Here is an 18,577-nt window from a genome sequence, read left to right as displayed (position 1 = left end):
CGATGGCCGCGCACTCCGGAGGTTCGCAAGGATACGGAACGTACAGGCGTCCGACAACGTGCCGCACCGTCGTACCGCTTAACTGCCCCGAGACCCGTCTAACTGGGGCAAAAGGAACGCTAGCAGATCAACGGTCCGAGTCGTCCCCGTACTCCCCAAACCATCGGGCCAGCCGACCCCGCCGGCTGACCGCCCGCAACCGCCGTTCGGCGGCGTCACGCACACCAGCGGTGGCAACGATCAACAGGCTGTCGCCGGTCTTCAGCCGGGTGTCCGGGCCGGGCACGAACCCCACCCCGTCACGCAACACCAGGGTCACCGAGGCACCCACCGGCAACCGCAACTCGTCGACGTGCACTCCCGCCAGACGGGACCCCTGCGGCACCTCGAGCTGGAGCAGGTCGGCCCGCATCCGCTCCAGCGGAGCCGTCTCCACGTGGATCTCGCTGGCCTCGGCCGGCGCCGTGATCCCCAGCCGACGGGCCAGCGGCCCGAGCGTCCCGGTCTGCACAAGCGTGAAGATGACCACCAGCACGAAGACCGCGTCGAACAACCGCTCCGCGCCCGGCACCCGCTCGGAGAGCGGAATGGTGGCCAGCACGATCGGCACCGCACCGCGCAACCCGGCCCAGGACAGGAACGCCTGCTCGCGCAGACCCACCCGGAACGGCACCGCCGACGCCGCCACCGACAACGGTCGCGCCAGCAGCACCAGCGCCAACCCCGCGACCACCGCCGGCAGCACCGCCGCGTCCAGCCGGCCCGGCGACACCAGCAGACCGAGCAGCACGAACAGGCCGATCTGCGCGAGCCACGCCAACCCGTCGGCGAAGCCGAGGATCGCCCGCCGATGCGACAGGCGGGCGTTGCCCAGCAGCACCCCAGCCACGTAGACGGCGAGGAACCCGGAGGCGTGCAGCACCGCGCCCGCCGCGTACGCCAGCACCGTGATCCCGACCGCCGCGATCGGGTACAGCCCGGCCGCGGGCAGCGCGGCCCGGCGCAGCGCCCACGTCCCGGCCACGCCGGCGGCCACGCCCACCGCCGCGCCGACCCCCAGCTCGTAGACGACGAGCCCGGCCTCGTACCACCACGGATGCGCCCAGCCCGAATGCGACAGCAGCACCACCAGCAGCACCACTGGGGCGTCGTTCATCCCTGACTCGGCCTCCAGCGTGGCCACCAGCCGCGGTGGCAGGCGCAGCCGGCGCAGCGTCGCGAAGACCGCCGCCGCGTCGGTGGACGAGAGCACCGCCCCGTAGAGCAACGCCAGCCGCCAGTCCAGACCCAACAGCAGGTGTACGGCGACACCGACGACCAGGATGCTGACCACCACGCCGACTGTGGAGAGCGCGGAGGCCAGCCCGAGCACCGGGCGCAGCGTGCTCCACCGCGCGGTCAGGCCACCCTCGGCGATGATCACGATCAGGGCGCAGAACCCGAGGGTCCTGGTCAACTCGACGTCGTCGAAGCGGATGCCCAGCCCGCCCTCGCCGATCGCCACACCCAACGCCAGGTAGACGAGCAGGCTTGGCACCCCGAGGCGGGTGGAGAGACGCACCGCCCCGACCGCCACCAGGAGCACGCCCGCACCGAGCAGCAGCGCGATGTCCAGCCCCGGTGTCACAGCTGCCCGGCCCGGACGTTCCTCACTCGACGGATCCGTCGCGCAGCCGGCAGAGCAGCCCGGACAGCTCCGGGGCGGGCCGGTCGACGAGGAACAGCTTGTCCCGGCTGGCCGCGCCGGCCCGCAACGACACCGCGGCCTGCCGCACACCCAACGCGTCGGCGAGGGCCCGACGGGCCGCCTCGGTGGCGCGTCCGTCGACGGCCGGCGCGTGCACGGCGATCACCAGAGCCGGACCGTGCGGCCCGTCGAAGCGGCCGCCGACCCGGTCCCGGGACGCGCCGGGTTTCACCCGTACCGCCACGGTGAGCGTGTCCTGGGCGGGCACCGGAAGCCGTTCAGATCGGTCGGACGTCGGCGAGCAGGACGGTGGCCGGCGCGCAGCGCGCACACGGGGTGAAGCCCAGCTCGACCGCCTCGGCGACCGGCAGCGTCTCCGCCGCCCGACCGACAAGGTGCGCACAGTGGGCGAGGTGGTAGCGGGGCCGGCCGTCCACCACCTGGACGGGATCGGGCAGCCGGGCCACCCGGGCGGCCTCGGCCGGGGTGACCGGCTGGGCGGCCGGTTCACCTGCCAACGCCTCGGCGGCCACCGTGTCGACGGGCGACGCCCCGTCCGGCGGTGCCGGACTTACCGGCGGCGACGACGCGTCGTCGACCGGGGCCACGAACGGGGCATCCCGGTCGACCGACGCGTCGAATGGTGAAGCGTGGTCGACCGGCGGCTCGGGTGGTTGCCGCCACCCGGTGCCGCCGGAACCGACAGTCGACGGCATGTGCTGCACCGGCACGTCCGGCTCGACCAGCGGCGGCCCGTACGGAGCACCCGACGTGGCCTGGCTGGCCGTACCGGGTGCGCGGGAGGCGCGCCGGTCGGACCGGCCCGGAGCCGCCGTGGCGCGGTTGGCGGCTGCCTGGCGGGCACCCACCACCAACGCGACGGCGGCCAGCAGACTGGCCGCGATGGAGATGATCAACATGATGCTCGAGCCCCCGGCCAGGCCGAGAACCAGCAGCACCACCGCGACGAGGATGAGCAGGAGACTCGCAACTATCACGGCTCACCCCCGCCGCTTCGTACCGTAAAAGCGGGGCCGGCGACCGTCACCATTGGCGCGATCGCCGGCCGGTGCTCAGCGTCCGGCTTCGAGGGCGCCGGAGCGCCCGCCACCGTACGAACCGGCGAGCCCCGCTGCGGCCAGCCCGTTGCCACCGGCGACCCGGCCCGCCTCGGAGCGGGTCATCTCGGCCTCGAGGCCCTGCCCGCGACCGTCGAGGTCACGCAGCTGGCTCTCCAGGTACGCCTTGAGCCGGGTGCGGTACTCGCGCTCGAACTGCTTGAGCTCCTCGATGTGCTTCTGCAGCGCCGTGCGCTTGGCGTCCAGGCCGCCCATGGCCTCCTGGTGCCGCTGGCGGGCGTCCCGCTCCAGGGCGTCGGCCTTCGCACGAGCCTCGCGGGTCACCTCCTCGGCCTTGCCGCGCGCCTCGGAGAGCAGCTGGTCGGCCTCGCGGCGGGCGTCGGACACGTGGTCGTCGGCGGTGCGCTGGGCCATCATGAGAACCCGCAGCGCCTGCTGCTCGCCGTCACCGGTGACGCCGGCCGGGCCGCCGGTCGCGCGGACCTGCTCCAGCTCGGCCTGCATCGCGCGGGCGGCCTGCTCGGCCGCCGACTTGTCACGCTGCACCCGGTCGAGCTGGGCCTTGACGTCGTTGAGCTCCGCCGCGAGTCGGGCGTCGCCGCCGGGGCCGGCGGGGGCACCGCCACGGCCGCCGCGCTCCACCTGGGCGCGCAGCTCGTTGTTCTCCTCGATGAGACGGGCGAGCTCGCGCTCGACCTCGTCCAGGAAGGCGTCGACCTCCTCCTCGTCATACCCCCGCTTGCCGATCGGCGGCTTTTTGAAGGCGACGTTGTGGACGTCGGCCGGGGTCAGCGGCATCGAAACTCCTCGGGTCAGTTGCGGCCGCGAAAGCGCGTCGGTCATCAGGCAGATGCCCTGATCGACGGCCCTAACACGAACTCCATCAGCACGAACAGGATAACCAGGAGCACAAGGGAGGCCAGGTCGATGCTCACGGTACCAATTCGCAGCGGAGGGATCACACGCCTCAACGCGTTGAGAGGGGGATCAGTGACGCTCCACACGGATTCCAATCCGGCCGACGCTCCACGCCCCGGCTGCCACCGTCGGCCGTACTGCAGGACGGCGCTCAGCACGAACCGGGACAGAAGAAGCAGCAGGAAGACATAAAGGATCAGGTACAACACTTGCAGCAAGATCGACAACACGGTCAGCGACGTCCCTCGGGTCGGGCGGGATCAACTCAGACTGAAAAAACCGCCCTCAGCGATCTTGGCCTTGTCCTCAGCGGTGACCTGGACATTGGCCGGTGAGAGCAGGAACACCCGATTGGTCACGCGCTCGATCGTACCGCGCAGCCCGAACGCCAGCCCGGCGGCGAAGTCCACCAGACGGCGGGCGTCGGCCTCGTCCATCTCGGTGAGGTTGATGATCACCGGGACCCCGTCGCGGAAATGCTCACCGATGGTGCGCGCCTCGCGGTAGGTGGTCGGGTGCAGCGTGGTGATCTGGTAGCGCTGCTCCTCCTCCTGCACCACCGCCCGCTCACGCGTCGTGGCCTGCGGCGCGAGGGCCAGGTTGTCCCGGGTGTGGTAGGTCAGCGCCCCGGACGTCTCGCCGGCCGACGACCGGGTGATCGACCGGACACTCGACCGCTCGACCCGCTCCGGACGCTCACCGTCACCACGGTCGGACTCGCTGACGCGCCCGTTCGACCGCTCGGAGAGCCGACCCCGCTCACTGGCCCGCGGCCGGGGAGCCGGCGGCTCCTCGGTGTCGTCCTCGTCCTCGTCGGCGAACTCCTCGGCGTACCGGCTCTGCCGGTACCGCGAGTCGCGGTAGCCACCCTTGTCGTAGCCACCGTCGTCGTAGGCCCGCTCGTCGTCTTCCTCGACCAGACCGAGCCAGACCCCCGCCTTGCGCAGTGCACCCATCCCGCGCCCTTCCGTCCGCCGTGCGGCACGCGCCCCCGTGCCATGTCGCCCGTCGCGAGTGGACAACCATGCCCATCGGACCGGAACGGCAATCCCCCGGCACGCGATTCGCGTCGCATGCCACTACCCCCCGACAAGGAGACGCCGTTCCTGAAACAACACTGATGTAATTTGCTTGTCTCGCGGTCAGGCTACCGCAGCGTGGGGCGCATTCCGAGCAACGCGCTACCGACGCGGACATGTGTCGCGCCGTATCGGATCGCGATTTCCAGGTCGCCGCTCATTCCCGCGGACAGCGCGCTCGCTCCCGGATGGACTCTCCGGAACGCCTCGGCCACCTCGGCCAGCCGCTCGAAGGCCCGTTCCGGAGGCCACCCCAGCGGCGCCACAGCCATCAGACCGGCCAGCCGCAACGACGGCGCGGCGGCCACCGCCTCGGCCACCGGCTCCAGGCCACTGCCCGGATCGGCCGAACCGGGCAGCGTCCCACCCCGCGCCGGGTCGCCGTCGATGCTGACCTGCACCAGGGCCTCCAACGGGCGCTCCCGGTCCGCGGCAGCAGTGGCCAGCGCCCGGGCCAGCCGGACACTGTCCACGGAGTGCACCACGTCGGCGTAGCGGACCACCGAGCGGGCCTTGTTGCGCTGCAACTGGCCGATGAAGTGCCACCGCGGGTCGACCCCGGCCGCGGCCACCTCGGCGGCCTTGCCGGCGGCCTCCTGGTCGCGGTTCTCCCCCACGTCGGTCACCCCGAGCCCGGCCAGCGCCAGCACGTCGCCGGCCGGGTAGGTCTTGGTCACCGCGATCATCGTGACCTCGGCGACGTCCCGGCCGGCGTCGGCGCAGGCGCCGGCGATCCGCTCCCGGACGTGGGCCAGGCCGGCCGCGAGTTCGGCGCGCCGGTCCGGTCGTACCGTGGCTGAGCTGTCGGTCATCGGCGGGGCTCAGGACCCGTTCTTGAGAAAGTCGGGCACGTCCACGTCGTCGAAGAGCACCCGACGCGGCGACTGGGTCGGCGCCGGCATGGTGGCCGGCGGCGTGACCGGGGCACTCTGCGGCGCCGGCTGGTTCGTGTTCGTCTTGCGCGCCGGCTCGGCCGCCTTGTACGCGGGCGTGCCGCCGTCGAAACCCGCCGCGATGACAGTCACCCGCACCTCGTCGCCGAGCGCGTCGTCGATCACCGCACCGAAGATGATGTTGGCGTCCGGGTGGGCCGCGTCGGTGACCAGCTGCGCCGCGTCGTTGATCTCGAACAGGCCCAGGTCGGAACCGCCGGCGATGGAGAGCAGCACGCCGCGCGCGCCGTCCATGCTCTGCTCCAGCAGCGGGCTGGAGATGGCCGCCTCGGCCGCCTCGACCGCGCGGTTCTCGCCGCGGGCGCTGCCGATGCCCATCAACGCGCTGCCGGCGCCGCTCATCACGCTCTTGACGTCGGCGAAGTCCAGGTTGATCAGACCCGGGGTCGTGATCAGGTCGGTGATGCCCTGCACACCGGAGAGCAGCACCTGGTCGGCGGTGCGGAACGCGTCCATCATGCTGATGTTGCGGTCGCCCAGCGCCAGCAGCCGGTCGTTCGGAATGACGATCAGGGTGTCGCACTGGTTGCGCAGTTCGTCTATCCCCGACTCGGCCTGCACCTGGCGGCGCTTGCCCTCGAAGGAGAACGGCCGGGTCACCACGCCGATGGTCAGCGCACCGAGCTTACGGGCGATGTTGGCCACCACAGGCGCGCCGCCGGTGCCGGTGCCGCCGCCCTCACCGCAGGTCACGAAGACCATGTCGGCGCCCTTGAGCACCTCCTCGATCTCGTCGCGGTGGTCCTCGGCGGCGTTCTTGCCCACGTCCGGGTTGGCCCCCGCGCCGAGTCCACGGGTCAGTTCACGGCCGACGTCGAGCTTGACGTCGGCGTCACTCATCAGCAGCGCCTGGGCATCTGTGTTGATCGCGATGAACTCGACGCCCTTGAGCCCAACCTCGATCATCCGGTTGACGGCGTTGACGCCGCCACCCCCGATGCCGACGACCTTGATGACCGCCAGGTAGTTGTGCGGAGGTGTCATCTCCGGTCCTTTCCGTTCGAGATTGGCTTCGGCCGACCGGGTACGGCGTGGCCAGACCAGCGGCCGACGACAGCTGTCACCAGCGAGGATCAGAGGTGAACCCTCACCCTCTACTAGAGGCTTACAGTTATGTCAACCACTGAACCTCTTCGGGGCAACGTAAGCGCCGCCGCGCGATGAGCCAAGGACCCGACCGGCGTGTCGCCGGCCGGAGCGCCACTCGTCACGTCCGGCGCAGCCTCCCCGGTCAGCGGAAGGTCACCACGTCCGGCGCGCTCACGTCGATCCGGTCGGTCTCCTCACCGAGCAGCGCCGTGGCCACCCGCGCCTTGTCCGTACCCCGTGTCGCGTCTCCCCAGACCACCGTCCGGTCCCCGCGCAGCCGCAGACTGATCCGGGCCAGCCCCTCCACCGTCACGTCCACCAGCTCGGCGCGCAGCTGCGGGGTCAACGCGACGAGAACCTCCAGCGCGGCGCGGGTGTCCGGATCGTCGCCGGCCGGCCGTGCCACCTTGACCAGCGGCAGCCCGGCGGGCCGCCGGGCCACCGTACGGAACGCCACACCGCCGCGGTCGATGAGCGTGAACGCCTCCCCCTGGGGCACCGCCGCCACCGGCGTGCGTTCGGTCACCCGGACCACTAGCGCGCCCGGCCAGTCCCGGGAGACCGTCGCCCGCTCCACAGGCGCCAGTTCGCCGACCCGGCGGGCGGCGGCGGCCAGGTCCACCCGGGCCAGCGGCACCCCGTCGGCCACCCCGACCGCGTCGCGCACCTGCACCGGGGTGACCAGGGCGGCACCCTCCACCCGCACCTCGCGGACGCCGAACAGGCCGGTGCCCAGCACCGTCCACGCGACAAGCCCGGCCACCGCCAGCACCCCGGCGGCCACCGCCCACGGCAGCGCGGCGCGCATCCGGCGCTGCCGGGCACGCGCCATGAACCGGCGGGTCGACGGCGGCACCGCGTCGCTGCCCGCCCGTACGAGCTGCCACCGCCGCACCGGTCCACGGCGCGGCGCGCCGCCCTCGGCGGCGCTGGTCCGTCCTCGGGCCGGGCCGGGGCTCATCCGGCCGTGGGCGCCGCGCCGTCCGGAGCGGCGGTGCCACCCAGGGCCGCACCGTCGCCACCGGCCGTGGCACCGCCTGCCACCGGCTCGCCGACGGCCGGGGTGGTCGCCACCGGGTCGACAGTCGCGGTCGGCGCGGCACCGGCGGTACGGGCCAGCAGGCCGGCCAGCAGTTCGTCACCCATCAGCGAGATCGGCGGGGCGCCCATGGTCACCACCACGTCCCCGGGGCGGGCCCGACGGACCACCTCGACAGGCGCCGCCTCCCACGAGTCCACGAAGACCTTCCGCTCGGCGGGCAGCGCCACCGCCTCGATCAGGGCCGCCGAGCCCTCACCGGGCTGGCGCAGCTCACCCGGCCCGAAGACCTCCAGCAGCACCACCTCGTCGGCGATGGCCAACGCCTCGGCGATCTCCGCCTGCGAGTCGCGCGTCCGGTACAGCCGGTAGGGCTGGAAGACGACGATCAGCCGCCCGTCCCCGGCCACCTCGCGCAGCGTCTGCAACGCCAGCGTAATCGAGGTCGGGTGGTACGCGTACTCGTCGTAGACCAGCACGCCGTCCGCGACGCCCTTGCGCTCGAAGCGCCGCCGCACACCCGGGAACACCGCCAGCGCGGCCTCCGCCGCCCCCAGCGGCAGATCCAGCAGGTACGCGGCGAGCACCGCCGCCGCGCTGTTGAGGCCCATGTGCCGCCCGGGCACCGGCAGCCGGAACTCGCCGAGCGACCGACCGTCGATCGCGGCCAGATAGCGCACCCCGCGCGACGAGGAGGAGATCTCGCTCAGCCGCAGGTCGGCGTCGGCCGCCTCGCCGTACGTGTGGACCCGCCGGCCCTCGGCGCGAAGCGTCTCGGCCAGCCGCCGACCACCCGGGTCGTCGGCGCAGGTGATGATGAACCCCTCCGGGTCGGTGAGGCGGGCGAACTCGACGAACGCGGCCTCCAGCGTCGCGTAGTCGCCGTAGGTGTTCAGGTGGTCCGCCTCGACGTTCGTGATGATCGACACGAACGGGCGGTAGATGAGGAACGAGCGGTCGCTCTCGTCCGCCTCGACCACGAAGTACTCGCCGGTGCCGTGGTGGGCGCCCGAGCCGACCTCGGAGATCTCCCCGCCGATCACGAAGGAAGGATCCATACCGGCCTGCTGGAGCACCATTGTCACCATCGAGGTGGTGGTGGTCTTGCCGTGGGTGCCGGCGACAGCTATCGCCCGGCGGCCGGTCATCGCCGCCGCGAGCGCCTCCGAGCGGTGCAGCACCCGCAGGCCACGCCGACGCGCCTCGACCAGTTCCAGGTGGTCCTGCGGGATTGCCGACGAGTAGACCACTGTGTCCACACCGTCGAGGTTCGTCGCCTCGTGGCTGAGATAGATGGTGCCGCCGAGCGCCCGCAGACCCGCAAGCGAGGGCCACTCGCGCAGGTCGCTGCCGGAGACCCGGATGCCCCGGGTGAGCAGCAGTCGGGCCACGCCGAGCATGCCCACCCCGCCCACGCCGATCAGGTGGACGGCGCCCAGGTCCTCTGCGGTCAGCGTGCCGGCCGGGGTGAACTGCGCGGTCATCGGGCCACCGCCGCGAGCACGAAGGACCGCAGCGCCTCGTCACCGTCGCGCCGCCCGTACGCGGCGGCCGCCGCGCCCATCGCGTACAGCCGCTGCGGGTCGCGGATCAGCGGGATGACCGTGCGCTCCAGCCAGTCCGGAGTGAGTTCGGCGTCGTCGACGAGCACCCCGCCGCCGGCCTCCACCACGGGCAGCGCGTTGCGCTTCTGCTCCTGGTTGCTGTGCGGGTACGGCACGTAGATCGTGGGCAGGCCGATCGCTGCCACCTCGGCGACCGTCATCGCCCCGCCCCGGGCCAGCATCAGGTCGGCGGCGGCGTAGCCCAGCTCCATCTCGGACAGGTAGGGAAGCGTCACGTACGGCACCGGCAGGTCGGTGGGGATCGGCACCGGCTCGTTGCGGGCACCCATCACGTGCAGCACCTGCACGCCGTTGCGGGCCAGTTCCTTGGCCGCGCCGGAGACCGCCAGGTTGATCGAGCGGGCGCCCGACGAGCCGCCGGCGACGAAGAGCACAGGCAGGTCGGGGCGGAGCCCGAGGTGGGCGCGGGCGGCGTTGCGCAGCGCGTACCTGTCGAGCGTGGCGATGTTGCGGCGCAGCGGAACCCCGACGACTGTGGCGTCGCGCAGCGACTCGGCCTGGCTCGGCTGGTGCGGGAAGCCGACGGCGATGTTCTTGGTGAACTTCATGCCGAGGCGGTTGGCCACACCCGGCGGCACGTTCACCTCGTGGATCACCATGGGCATCTCCCGACGCCACGCGGCCAGGTACGCCGGCACCGAGACGTACCCGCCGAAGCCCACCACCGCGTCGGCTTGCACCTCGTCGATCACCTTGCCGGCGGCGCGGGCCGCGGTCCACATCCGGCCCGGGGTACGGACCAGGTTCATGTTCACCGACCGGGGCAGCTGGTACGCCGGGATCTGCCGCAGGTCGTAGCCGTGCGGCGGGATCAGCTCGTTCTCCATGCCCTTGGGTGTGCCGAGGCAGGTGATCCGGACGCCGCGGTCGTGTCGGCGCAGGCAGTCGGCGAAGGCGAGCAGCGGGTAGATGTGCCCCCCGGTGCCACCTCCCGCGAGTACCACCGAACGCAGCGGACCCATCAGCGTCTCCTCTCGCTCGCCGTACCCCCGCGAGCCCGGCCCTGCCGGACGCCGCGCGGTGCGGCCTGGTCGTCCTTCCGCCGCTCCCGCGACCGGGGCACGGGCCCTCGGGCCGCGGCCGGTGTCGCCGGACGGCGACGCCGGCCGGGAAGCGGCGGTAACGGGGCCCAGAGTAGTCGGACCCACCGGGCCGGCGGACGGGCATGCAGGGCTCTGGCCGCATCGGGTTCGGCGCGGGCGAAGGATGCCAGCATCCCGATCGCGGCCAGCGTCACGACCAGGGCACTTCCGCCGTCGGAGATGAACGGCAGCGGCAGGCCGGTGATCGGCAGCAGCCCGACCACCCCACCAATGTTGATCACGGCCTGGCTGACCAGCCAGGTGGTGACGGCGGCGGCGGCGAGCCGCCGGAACGGGTCGTCCACCCGCCGGGCGATCCGCAGCCCGGTGTACGCGAGCACGGCGAACAGGGCGAGCACCACGGCGCAGCCGATGACGCCCAGCTCCTCGGCGATGATCGCGAAGATGAAGTCGTTGTGCGCCTCGGGCAGCCAGTCCCACTTGAGGCTGCCCTTGCCCAGTCCGACGCCGAACCAGCCGCCGTGCTCGATGGCCAGCCGGCCCTGGTAGAGCTGTAGGCAGCCGTCGAGCTTGCACTCCTGCGGGTCGGGCGGGCTGATGAACGACGTGAGCCGCGCCAGCCGGTAGTTCTCCGCGCCGCGCTCGCCGGAGCCGGCACCGAGCGAGGCCACCGCGATGAGCAGGCCGACGCCGATCAGGCCGACCACGATCAGCGCGCCGAACACCCGCGCCCGTACCCCGGCGGCCCAGAGCAGGCCGACAACCAGGGCCAGCAGGCAGAGCATGGTGCCCGTGTCGTTGTAGCCGACCAGGACGAAGAGCAGGCCCATCACCGGGAAGAGCGGAGTGGCCAGCTCCCGCCACCAGCCCAGCGCGGCGCCCTTGCGGGCGATCACGTGCGCGCCCCACAGGACCAACGCGAACTTGGCCAGCTCGGACGGCTGCACCTGGGTCCCGCCGATGAACAGCCAGTTCAGCCGCGCCTCGACCGGCCCGAACCCGACCGACAGCTGATGGGTGAGCCGGCCGTAGGCCACCAGCAGGTTGAGCACCAGCAGCAGCGCCACCGCGGTGAACAGCAGCGGCCGGCCCAGGGATCGGTAGGTGCTGGCGGGCAGCCGCTGGCAGACCCAGAACGCCCCGATGCCGATCACCGCGAAGATGGCCTGCTTGGTCAGCGAGGCCGACGCGTTGCCGTCCTCGGCGTAGTCCTTCACGCTTGTCGCCGAGAAGACCATCGTCAACCCGATGAGCAGCAGCAGACCGGCGCTGGACAACAGCAGGTAGTAGGAGGCGAGCGGCCGGTCCAGCAGACCGCGCAGCGCGGCCAGCCCACCTGCCGCGTCGACCCCGCGCAGCGGCGCCGGCGCGGCCGGTTCCGGCTCCCGCGCCGCCGCGCCCGGTGCCGGGCCACGCGGCTCGTCCGGGCCGCGCTGGGCGACGGTGACCTTCGCGGTACGCGCCGCGCCCGGCTCCGGCCCCCGCGCCCCGCCCGGTGATCGACGCGGTCGCCCGCCCGTCCTGTCCTCAGTGCCGAGTTCCTCCCCCACCCCGACATCATCACCGCTGGACGCGCCCGACAGCCCCACAACGCCCCACCGGGCGTGTCGGACCCCCTCTCCCGCCGATCTTGCACTTTCCGCCCGGACAGAAGCCGCAGGGCGGGACATTCCGGGGTCCGAAAGTGCAAGATCGCGCGGGGTGAGGGGTGAGGGGTGGGGGGTGGGGTCAGGTCATGTTGGCGAGGAACTCGCTGTAGAACAGGCCCAGGGCGATGGCCACGCCGATGCCGGCGATGATCCAGAAGCGGACCACGATGTTGACCTCGCTCCAGCCGGCCAACTCGAAGTGGTGCTGGAGCGGCGACATCCGGAACACCCGTTTGCCTGTGGTCTTGAAGGAGATGATCTGGATCACCACGGACATCGTGATGATCACGAAGAGCCCGCCGATGATCGGCAGCAGCAGGATGGTGCGCGTCGACATCGCCATGCCGGCGATCAGGCCGCCCAGCCCCAGCGCTCCTGTGTCACCCATGAAGATCCGCGCCGGCGAGGTGTTCCACCACAGGAAGCCCACACAGGCCCCGGCCGCCGCACCGGCGATCAACGCGATCTCCAACGGGTCGCGCACCGCGTAGCAGTAGTCCTGGGTGTAGCTCGGGTCGGCGCACCAGTGCCGGTACTGCCAGAACGCGATGAGCGCGTACGCGGCGAGCACCATCACCGACGCGCCGGTCGCCAGACCGTCCAGACCGTCCGTGAGGTTGACGCCGTTCGTCGCGGCCATCACCACGAAGATGAAGATGATCACCGCGCCGACCTTGCTGACCTCCAGGAAGTCGATGTCCCGGATGAAGCTCAGCGTGGTGCTGCCCACGGTCTGGGTGTTGGTGGCGTTGCCCGTCGCGTCGGTCATCGTGCTCGGGAACCACAGCGCGATCACGCCGAAGACCGCGCCGACCAGGATCTGACCGAGCAGCTTGCCGCGCTTGTTGAGACCGGCGCTGTTGCGCTTGCGCACCTTGAGGAAGTCGTCGAGGAAGCCCACCGCGCCGGAGAACACCATGAGCCCCAGCAGCACCAGCGCCGTGATGGTCGGCTCCACCTGCGCGATCTGCGCGTCCGGCAGCGTGGTCAGGGCCAGGTGGCCGGCCACGTACGCGATCACCGTGGCCAGGATGAAGACCACGCCGCCCATCGTGGGCGTGCCCTTCTTGCCCTGGTGCATGGCGGGGCCGTCGGACCGGATCGGCTGGCCGGCCTTGAGCCGGGTGAACACCTTGATCGCGATCGGGGTGCAGAACAGCGAGACGACGAAGGCCACCCCGATGGCGACGATGATGGCCCTCATCGACTGGCCTCCTCGGCGGCGTCGGCGCGCAGGGCGTCGGCCACCTCCCAGGTCCGGTAGCGGGAGCCCTTGACCAGGACGACATCGCCCGGTCGTAGATCGCCCCGCAGCACCTCGACGGCCGCCGCCTGATCGGTGAGCAGCACCGACTCTCCTCCCCAGTCACCTACTGATGTGGCGCCCTCGTGGATCGGCGCCGCGAGCTCGCCCACCACGAGCAGCCGGTCCACGCCCAGCTCAGCCGCGAGGCGGCCGGTCTGCGCGTGGCCGTCGGACTCGAACGGGCCCAGCTCAGCCATGTAACCCAGCACCGCGACGGTACGCCGGCCCCGGCCGATGCTTGCCAGCGCCCGCAGCGCCACCGCCATGGAGGCCGGGTTCGCGTTGTACGAGTCGTCGATCACGGTCACCCCGTCGGGACGGTCGAAGACGTCCATCCGCCGGGTGGAGACCAGCTTCAGCTCGCCCAGGGCCGGGGCCAGCTCGGCCAGCGGCATGCCCAGCTCGCGCGCCACAGCCGCCGCCGCGAGGGTGTTGCCGACCTGGTGCCGGCCGGTCACCCCGAGCCGCACGGGCGCGCGGCCCTCCGGAATGACGAGGGTGTACGACGCGCGCCCCCGCTCGTCGAGCGTGACGTCCTCGGCCCGCACGTCCGCGTCGGGCGCCTCGCCGTAGCGGACCACCCGGGCGCGCGTACGGCCCGCCATCGCGTCCACCCGCGGGTCGTCGGCGTTGAGCACGGCCAGCCCGTCCGGCGGCAGCGCCTCGACCAGTTCGCCCTTGGCCTGGGCGATGGCGTCCTGCGAACCGAACTCGCCGATGTGCGACGTGCCGACGTTGAGCACCACTGAGATCCGGGGCGGCACCAGCTCGCACAGGTAACGTACGTGCCCGATCCCCCGGGCGCCCTTCTCCATCACCAGGTACCTGGTGTCCGGTCCCGCCCGCAGCGCGGTGTACGGGTGCCCCAGCTCGTTGTTGAACGAACCGGGCGGCGCCACGGTCGCGCCGAGCCGGGTGGTGAGCTGGCCGATCAGGTCCTTGGTGGTGGTCTTGCCGGACGAGCCGGTCACGCCGATCACGGTCAGCCCGGGCAGCCGGTCCACTGCCGCGCGGGCCAGCCGGCCCATGGCGGCCAGCGCGTCGTCGACAAGCACCATCGGTACGCCGGGCACCTCACGGCTGCCGAGCACCGCCACGGCGCCGGCCTGGATCGCCGTCTGCGCGTAGTCGTGCCCGTCGACCTTCTCACCGGGGAACGCCACGAAGAGCGACCCGGCTCCCACCTTGCGCGAGTCGAACTCGACGCTGCCGGTGACGGTGGCTGCCGGATCGGCGGCGACGAGCCGCCCGTCGACCGCGGCGGCCACCTCGGCCAGGCTCAGCGCGATCACCGCTGACCCGCCAGATCCCCGAAGCGGGCCCGCAACGCGTCGGCCAGTTCCGTGCTGTCGTCGAAGGGGAACACCTCGCCCGCCACCTCCTGGCCACGCTCGTGGCCCTTGCCGAGCAGCGCGATGACGTCGCCCGGCTCGGCGAGCCGGACCGCCTCGTCGATCGCCGCCCGGCGACCGGCCACCTCGATGATCCGGGCGGCCGCGCCGGCCCGGTACGCACCGGCGAGCACCTCGGCGCGGATCTCCGCCGGGTCCTCGGTACGCGGGTTGTCGTCGGTCACCAGCACCACGTCTGCCCCCTGCGCCGCGGCGGCGCCCATCACCGGCCGTTTGCCCCGGTCCCGGTCCCCACCGGCGCCGATCACACAGATCAACCGGCCGGCGCTCAGCTCGCGCAGCGCGGCAAGCGCGGCCACGATGGCGTCGGACTTGTGCGCGTAGTCGACCACTCCGCGCACCGGCGCGGCGACGTCGACAAGCTGCAACCGGCCGGGCACCCCACCGCAGGCGGCCACGCCGGCGGCGGCGGTCGCCGGGTCCACCCCGGCGGCGACGAGCGTGGCGATGGCCAGCAGCGCGTTCGCCACGTTGTGCCGACCCGGCAACGCCACACCGGCGGGCACGACGAGGCCGTCCGGGCCGTGCGCGGTGAACCGCTGCGCGTACCCCTCGCCGCCGACACCGTCGGCCCACCACGTCGCGGACGCGTCGCCGGCCGCCGAGTAGGTGACGGTCGCCGGCTTGTACAGCGGCTTGAGCGCCGGGTCGTCGTGGTTGAGCACCTCGACGGCACACCGGCCGTCGAAGAGCTGCGCCTTCGCGGCGAAGTAGTCGGTGCTGTCGGCGTGGAAGTCCAGGTGGTCGGAGCCGAAGTTGGTGTAGCCGCCCACGTCGAAGCGCACACCGCCCACCCGGCCCATCGCCAGGGCGTGACTGGAGACCTCCATGACCACGGCGGTCACCCCCCGCTCGCGGGCGGTGGCCAGCATGGCGTGCAGGTCGGTGGCCTCCGGCGTGGTCCGCACACTGTCGATCACCAGGTCGCCGAGGCGGGTCTCCACGGTGCCGATCAGCCCGGTGGTGTGCCCGGCGGCCCGCAGCCCTGACTCGACGAGGTACGCGGTGGACGTCTTGCCTGCCGTGCCGGTCACCCCGATCACTGTCAGGCCCGCCGTCGGGTCGCCGTACACGGCCGAGGCCAGCTCACCGAGGACCGCGCGCGGGTCGGGCACCACCAGCACGGGCAGTCGCGTGTCCGCCGCCAGCTCCGCGCCCGCCGCGTCGGTCAGCAGCGCGACCGCACCGGCCTCGGCGGCACCGGCGGCGAACTCCGCGCCGTGCCGGCGGGCGCCGGGCAGCGCCGCGTACAGGTCGCCGGGGTGGACCTCCTGGCTGGCGTGGGTCGCCCCGGTGACGACCACGTCGGCGGCGTCCGCCGGAAGGTCGACGGCGAGCCGGACGGCGAGATCACCGAGCCGGACTCCGGTCACGGTACGTGGACGTGGATTGCCGGGCACGGCGTCAGACCCTACCCGGTCGTCCGGTTCCGGCCGCACAGCCGCCCCGGTGGTTCGTCGGCACTCACCGATGATGTCCCGCCGTCGCTGCTCAGCGCGGATAGACCACGAACTTGGGTGCCGACGCACCGTTGGAGGGCGGTACGCGGTAGTGACGCAGAGTGAACTGCATCATGTCCCGGAACGCCGGCCCGGCGATCGCGGCTCCCCCACCGTCGGGCGCGTACACGAAGACCGCTATGACGTAGCGGGGCTTCTCCGCCGGCGCCATCCCGATGAAGGAGGACACCTCGCCTGGCTGCTTCCTGCCGTCCACCAACCGCCAACCGGTGCCGGTCTTGCCGGCGACCCGGTAGCCGGGGACGGCGGCGGTGACCCCGGTGGCCCCGTCGACAGTGGTGACGGCCTCCAGCATGGTGCGCAGCGCCGCCGCGTTCTGCGGGCTGAGCACCGACCGGGTCACCGGCGGGGGCGCCGGGGTGCGCTTGCCGTCCGGGCCGATCGTCTCCTTCACCAGGTGCGGCTGCACGTAGGTGCCGTCGTTGGCGATGGCGGCGTACGCGGCGGCCATCTGCAGGGGCGTGGCGTCCACGCTGTGCCCGATCGGCACCGACCCGGCCGACGACTCGCTCCACTCGTCGGCGGGCAGCAGCCGGCCGCTGGCCTCGCCGGGCAGCCCCTCACCCGTGGGCTGGCCGAGCCCGAACCGCTTCTGGTAGTCGATCAGCCGGTCCGGGCCGAGCCGGTCGGCGATGGTGATCGTGCCGACGTTCGACGAGTACGCGAGCATCCCCGGCAGGCTCATCTTGCGTCCGTTGGCCGGGTGGGTGTCGGAGAACCAGGTGTCGCCCTTCTTGATGCTGTTCGCGATGGGCAGGGTGGTGTCCGGGGTGATCACCCCCTCCTGCAACGCCGCGCCGTAGGTGATCGCCTTGTGCACCGAGCCCGGGTCGACGACGAAGCTCGTCGCGGCGTCCTCCCGGGCGACCGGGTCACTCGGAAACGGCTTGGCCGCGTTGTAGGTGGGGTCGCTGGACTGGGCCAGCACCTCCCCGGTGGGGACGTCGATGATCACCGCCGCGGCGGTGCCGCCGCGCTGCTTGCCCATCGCCGCGCTGAGGATCTGCTGCGACTTGAACTGCAGGTCACGGTCGAGGGTGAGCGCCAGCGAGCTGCCCGGCTTGGCCGGGGTGGTCTTGCTGTAGCCGCCCGGGATCGGCGCGGCCAGGTCGCCGAGGCCGGCCTCGTACACCCGCCGGCCGTCCTGCCCGGCGAGCAGCTCGTCGTAGCGGGCCTCCAGCCCCTCCAGCCCGTCCATGTCCTGGCTGGTGAAACCGATCAGGTTGGCCGCCAGGTCGCCACCGGGAACCTCCCGGCGCTCGTCCCGGTGCACACCGATGCCGGGCAGCTCCAGCGCCTGCACCCGCTTGGCGGCCGGGATCTCCACCCCCCGGGCCAGGTACTCGAACCGGGACGGCTTGCCGTTCTCCAGCTTGCGGGGCTTCATCAGCTCGGCGAGCTTCGACGCCGGGATGCCGAGCAGCGGGGACAGCGCCTTCGCGGTACTGGCGGCGTCAGTGATCTCCGTCGGGTCGGCGAACACGTACCGCGCCTCGACGCTGTGCGCCAACTCGGCGCCGGTCCGGTCGTAGATCGCGCCACGCGGCGCGGGCAGCTCGACCGTGCGGGTCCGGTCGGCGACGCCACCGCCGGCGTACGCCGGGGTGTCGACCGCCTGGAGGAACACCAGCCGCACGCCGATCACGGCGAACAGCGCCAGGGTGAGCGCGGTGCCCAGCCGTAGCCGCAGTCGCGGGTCGGCGAGTTTCGGCGGACGCGGCGGCTTGCGCGACGGCCGGCGGCCCGCCGGCCGGTCGGCGCGGCGCGGCGCGCGCGGGGTGGTCCGGCGGCGCGGTGGCGGCTCGTCGCCCACCGGCCCGCGCGGGTTGCGCGGCGCGACGGTCCGCACGACCCCGCCGCGGCCGGCCGCCGGCGCGTCCCGCCGGGCGGCCCGCGCGGCGGCGGCGCGGCCACCGTCGAGCACCTGCAACGCCGGCCGGAACGGGTCGCCCGAGCGGGTGTTGCGGGGGGTACGCCGCTGCTCGGCGCCGCGCGCCGGCACGCCGCGCTCCTCGCGGACCGTCCGACCCCGAGGGGTGTACGCCCGCGCGCCGGAGATCCCGCCGATTCCCGGCTCGTCGGTGCGCGACTCGCCGTCGGCGGGCCCGGTGTCACGCGAAGAACCGCGCCGGGACCCCTGGGGGTTCCGGCGCGGCTCGTCCGACCTCGGTGGCACTG

Annotated in this window: 16 protein-coding genes; all 16 read right to left on the bottom strand. The window is 72.7% G+C overall.

What is annotated here, in order from left to right; translation table 11 throughout:
- Positions 1–127: 127 nt before the first annotated feature.
- The 16 genes from AB0N27_RS02425 to AB0N27_RS02350 all read right to left on the bottom strand — a co-directional run bounded on the left by AB0N27_RS02425 (position 128) and on the right by AB0N27_RS02350 (position 18,575).
- Positions 128–1,627 (bottom strand): potassium/proton antiporter, encoded by a 1,500-nt coding sequence (locus AB0N27_RS02425; protein WP_364362606.1) that lies wholly within the window; start codon positions 1,625–1,627, stop codon positions 128–130.
- Between the two features lie 22 nt (positions 1,628–1,649).
- Positions 1,650–1,955: a DUF167 domain-containing protein gene (locus AB0N27_RS02420; protein WP_364362605.1), complete on the bottom strand. Its 306-nt coding sequence runs from the start codon at positions 1,953–1,955 to the stop codon at positions 1,650–1,652.
- 10 nt (positions 1,956–1,965) lie between these two features.
- A complete protein-coding gene (locus AB0N27_RS02415) occupies positions 1,966–2,685 on the bottom strand; it encodes a hypothetical protein (RefSeq protein WP_364362604.1) in 720 nt (239 codons plus the stop codon).
- A gap of 75 nt (positions 2,686–2,760) precedes the next feature.
- Complete coding sequence (locus AB0N27_RS02410) at positions 2,761–3,564, bottom strand: DivIVA domain-containing protein (RefSeq protein ID WP_364362603.1); 804 nt, start codon at positions 3,562–3,564, stop codon at positions 2,761–2,763.
- A gap of 44 nt (positions 3,565–3,608) precedes the next feature.
- The gene (locus tag AB0N27_RS02405) at positions 3,609–3,914 is read right to left on the bottom strand and encodes a YggT family protein (protein ID WP_030334503.1); all 306 of its coding nucleotides are present in this window, start codon (positions 3,912–3,914) and stop codon (positions 3,609–3,611) included.
- 30 nt (positions 3,915–3,944) lie between these two features.
- Positions 3,945–4,640 (bottom strand): cell division protein SepF, encoded by a 696-nt coding sequence (gene sepF, locus AB0N27_RS02400; protein WP_364362602.1) that lies wholly within the window; start codon positions 4,638–4,640, stop codon positions 3,945–3,947.
- Between the two features lie 191 nt (positions 4,641–4,831).
- The gene (locus tag AB0N27_RS02395) at positions 4,832–5,575 is read right to left on the bottom strand and encodes a YggS family pyridoxal phosphate-dependent enzyme (protein WP_364362601.1); all 744 of its coding nucleotides are present in this window, start codon (positions 5,573–5,575) and stop codon (positions 4,832–4,834) included.
- Between the two features lie 9 nt (positions 5,576–5,584).
- Positions 5,585–6,700, bottom strand: coding sequence for a cell division protein FtsZ (gene ftsZ / locus AB0N27_RS02390; RefSeq protein ID WP_139586065.1), 1,116 nt, complete (start codon positions 6,698–6,700; stop codon positions 5,585–5,587).
- Positions 6,701–6,947: 247 nt separating this feature from the next.
- On the bottom strand, positions 6,948–7,766 hold the full coding sequence (locus AB0N27_RS02385) for an FtsQ-type POTRA domain-containing protein (protein WP_364362600.1): 819 nt from the start codon (positions 7,764–7,766) through the stop codon (positions 6,948–6,950).
- On the bottom strand, positions 7,763–9,328 hold the full coding sequence (gene murC, locus AB0N27_RS02380; RefSeq protein WP_364362599.1) for a UDP-N-acetylmuramate--L-alanine ligase: 1,566 nt from the start codon (positions 9,326–9,328) through the stop codon (positions 7,763–7,765). Before murC ends, AB0N27_RS02385 begins: the two co-directional genes overlap by 4 nt.
- Positions 9,325–10,431: an undecaprenyldiphospho-muramoylpentapeptide beta-N-acetylglucosaminyltransferase gene (gene murG, locus AB0N27_RS02375; protein ID WP_364362598.1), complete on the bottom strand. Its 1,107-nt coding sequence runs from the start codon at positions 10,429–10,431 to the stop codon at positions 9,325–9,327. Before murG ends, murC begins: the two co-directional genes overlap by 4 nt.
- Complete coding sequence (locus AB0N27_RS02370; RefSeq protein ID WP_364365971.1) at positions 10,431–11,843, bottom strand: putative peptidoglycan glycosyltransferase FtsW; 1,413 nt, start codon at positions 11,841–11,843, stop codon at positions 10,431–10,433. Before AB0N27_RS02370 ends, murG begins: the two co-directional genes overlap by 1 nt.
- A 397-nt stretch (positions 11,844–12,240) precedes the next feature.
- Positions 12,241–13,365: a phospho-N-acetylmuramoyl-pentapeptide-transferase gene (gene mraY, locus AB0N27_RS02365; protein WP_364362597.1), complete on the bottom strand. Its 1,125-nt coding sequence runs from the start codon at positions 13,363–13,365 to the stop codon at positions 12,241–12,243.
- Positions 13,362–14,759 (bottom strand): UDP-N-acetylmuramoyl-tripeptide--D-alanyl-D-alanine ligase, encoded by a 1,398-nt coding sequence (gene murF / locus AB0N27_RS02360; protein ID WP_364362596.1) that lies wholly within the window; start codon positions 14,757–14,759, stop codon positions 13,362–13,364. The genes mraY and murF overlap by 4 nt, the downstream gene beginning before the upstream one ends.
- On the bottom strand, positions 14,756–16,318 hold the full coding sequence (locus tag AB0N27_RS02355) for a UDP-N-acetylmuramoyl-L-alanyl-D-glutamate--2,6-diaminopimelate ligase (protein ID WP_364362595.1): 1,563 nt from the start codon (positions 16,316–16,318) through the stop codon (positions 14,756–14,758). Before AB0N27_RS02355 ends, murF begins: the two co-directional genes overlap by 4 nt.
- 52 nt (positions 16,319–16,370) lie before the next feature.
- Entirely contained in the window at positions 16,371–18,575 is a 2,205-nt protein-coding gene (locus AB0N27_RS02350) for a penicillin-binding protein 2 (protein ID WP_364362594.1), read from the bottom strand.
- Positions 18,576–18,577: the final 2 nt, after the last annotated feature.

The organism is Micromonospora sp. NPDC093244 (assembly GCF_040683695.1).
Classification (GTDB): Bacteria; Actinomycetota; Actinomycetes; order Mycobacteriales; family Micromonosporaceae; genus Micromonospora.
This window is presented reverse-complemented; position numbering and strand designations above follow the sequence as displayed.